Raw genomic sequence first — 2,500 nt, 5'->3', positions numbered from 1 at the left:
TAGACCGTACCCGAAACCGACACTGGTGGTCTGGTAGAGTATACCAAGGCGCTTGAGAGAACTATGCTGAAGGAACTCGGCAAATTGCACGCGTAACTTCGGAAGAAGCGTGACCCTTTTCTGCGCAAGCAGAGGAGGGTGGCACAGACCAGGGGGTAGCGACTGTTTATCAAAAACACAGGGCTCTGCGAAGCCGCAAGGCGACGTATAGGGTCTGACGCCTGCCCGGTGCTGGAAGGTTAAGAGGAGGGGTGCAAGCTCTGAATCGAAGCCCCAGTAAACGGCGGCCGTAACTATAACGGTCCTAAGGTAGCGAAATTCCTTGTCGGGTAAGTTCCGACCTGCACGAATGGCGTAACGACTTCCCCGCTGTCTCCAGCATAGACTCAGTGAAATTGAATTCCCCGTGAAGATGCGGGGTTCCTGCGGTTAGACGGAAAGACCCCGTGCACCTTTACTATAGCTTTACATTGGCATTCGTAGTGGCATGTGTAGGATAGGTGGTAGGCTTTGAAACCTGGGCGCCAGCTCAGGTGGAGCCACCCTTGAAATACCACCCTTATCACTATGGATGTCTAACCGCGGCCCGTTATCCGGGTCCGGGACAATGTATGGTGGGTAGTTTGACTGGGGCGGTCGCCTCCTAAAGAGTAACGGAGGCGCGCGATGGTGGGCTCAGAACGGTCGGAAATCGTTCGCTGAGTGCAATGGCATAAGCCTGCCTGACTGCGAGACTGACAAGTCGAGCAGAGACGAAAGTCGGTCATAGTGATCCGGTGGTCCCGCGTGGAAGGGCCATCGCTCAACGGATAAAAGGTACGCCGGGGATAACAGGCTGATGACCCCCAAGAGTCCATATCGACGGGGTTGTTTGGCACCTCGATGTCGACTCATCGCATCCTGGGGCTGGAGCAGGTCCCAAGGGTATGGCTGTTCGCCATTTAAAGCGGTACGTGAGTTGGGTTCAGAACGTCGTGAGACAGTTCGGTCCCTATCTGCCGTGGGTGTAGGAATATTGAAAGGATCTGTCCCTAGTACGAGAGGACCGGGATGGACGGATCTCTGGTGGACCTGTTGTGGCGCCAGCCGCATAGCAGGGTAGCTATATCCGGACGGGATAACCGCTGAAGGCATCTAAGCGGGAAACCCACCTTAAAACGAGTATTCCCTGAGAACCGTGGAAGACGACCACGTTGATAGGCCGGGTGTGGAAGAGCGGCAACGCTTGAAGCTTACCGGTACTAATAGTTCGATCGGCTTGATCGTTCTCATTCCTTATGCCCATCGTGAAACACGATGGTCTGGCCAGCGCTCACGCATGAGCGGCCCTTACGGGCCTATGCTCCGCGAGGGCGCCAGACGACCGGCGACGCGCAGTCGCGCTTGCGGGCTTTGCCCGAAAGCAAACTGTGGATGTCGCTCAGGCACAAAAAGACAGGTGAAGAGCAACGAGCCAATAGTGAATAGGCATCCCCTATTCACTATTGCCTTCTGCCCAATCCCTAACCCAGCTTCTCGAATAACGTGCGTTTTGCCGACCTGGTGGTTATGGCGGAGCGGCTGCACCCGATCCCATTCCGAACTCGGCCGTGAAACGCTCCAGCGCTGATGGTACTTCGTCTCAAGACGCGGGAGAGTAGGTCGCTGCCAGGTCTGCCAAACGCACGTTAAACTCACATCCAATCGGATGGATGTGAAATCTTCTCTTCACGAACAGGCCCGCCAACGGGACAACGGGCCGCGTAAGCGGCCCTTTCAATTTGGCGGCGCGAAGCAGGCAATCGCCCGCTTCCAAACATCGAAGCAGAAACACCTGCTTCCAGAAATCGAAGCAGAAAACACCTGCTTCCAGAGGTCGAAGCAAGCTCACGCTTGCTCATAGGTGGCGCGGGGTGGAGCAGCCCGGTAGCTCGTCAGGCTCATAACCTGAAGGTCACAGGTTCAAATCCTGTCCCCGCAACCAAATCAAAACAGCCCGGCTCACCCCGGGCTGTTCTTGTATCCGACTGATGGCCGCCCGCTGATTTGAGAACCCTCATCACAGGCCCAGCAAACACCCAAAGCCGACGCCCAAGGTCAAAAACAAAGCCCGCAAAACCAAACACAATCCGCCCGCCAGAACCATACAAGCCAAGCCAAGCCAAGCCAAGCCAAGCCAAGCCAAGCCAAGCCAAGCCAAGCCAAAGCGTTCAGGGCCAAGCCTCGGTCGTTCCATGCCTCGGGGCCAAGACGAGCTCTCAGCTCGCGCGGCGGAAAATTGGGCTTCCCAGAGCCGAGGCCAGCCACGAAAATGCAAAATGGATTCAGCCGGCAGGATTCCATCTCAGCCGGCTTCAGCGCCAGCTGTCCCGGAGGGATCGCGAGGAGCAGATCCCACCTATCGGCTGCAGGCGCTATCCCCGATCGCGACGGCCCGACCGAGGCGATATTGCTAATATCTGACATCTATTGCTAAATCCGTGCCGTGATCCCATGTCTCTTTCCGGGAGGTTGTCATGCC

At 56.6% G+C, this 2,500-nt stretch carries 1 protein-coding gene, 1 tRNA gene and 2 rRNA genes (2 of these 4 only partly in view); all 4 read left to right on the top strand.

Annotated features, from left to right (window positions below):
* Window positions 1–1,266 (top strand): 23S ribosomal RNA (locus tag FJ867_RS06645) (it extends 1,545 nt beyond the left edge of the window).
* A 272-nt stretch (window positions 1,267–1,538) separates the two neighbouring features.
* Window positions 1,539–1,653 (top strand): 5S ribosomal RNA (gene rrf, locus FJ867_RS06640).
* Window positions 1,654–1,886: 233 nt separating this feature from the next.
* A tRNA-Met gene (locus FJ867_RS06635) sits at window positions 1,887–1,963 on the top strand.
* 532 nt (window positions 1,964–2,495) lie between these two features.
* A protein-coding gene (locus FJ867_RS06630) for a type II toxin-antitoxin system ParD family antitoxin (protein ID WP_140501644.1) crosses the window boundary here: on the top strand, window positions 2,496–2,500 show its beginning. 262 nt of this gene lie beyond the right edge of the window; the window shows 5 of its 267 coding nt (coding positions 1–5); the start codon lies at window positions 2,496–2,498; the stop codon falls past the right edge of the window.

Origin of the sequence: Mesorhizobium sp. B2-5-3, from assembly GCF_006441005.1 — a bacterium.
Taxonomy (GTDB): Bacteria; Pseudomonadota; Alphaproteobacteria; order Rhizobiales; family Rhizobiaceae; genus Mesorhizobium.
The sequence above is the reverse complement of the archived record's forward strand: the minus strand, read 5'-3'. Positions and strand labels throughout refer to the sequence as shown.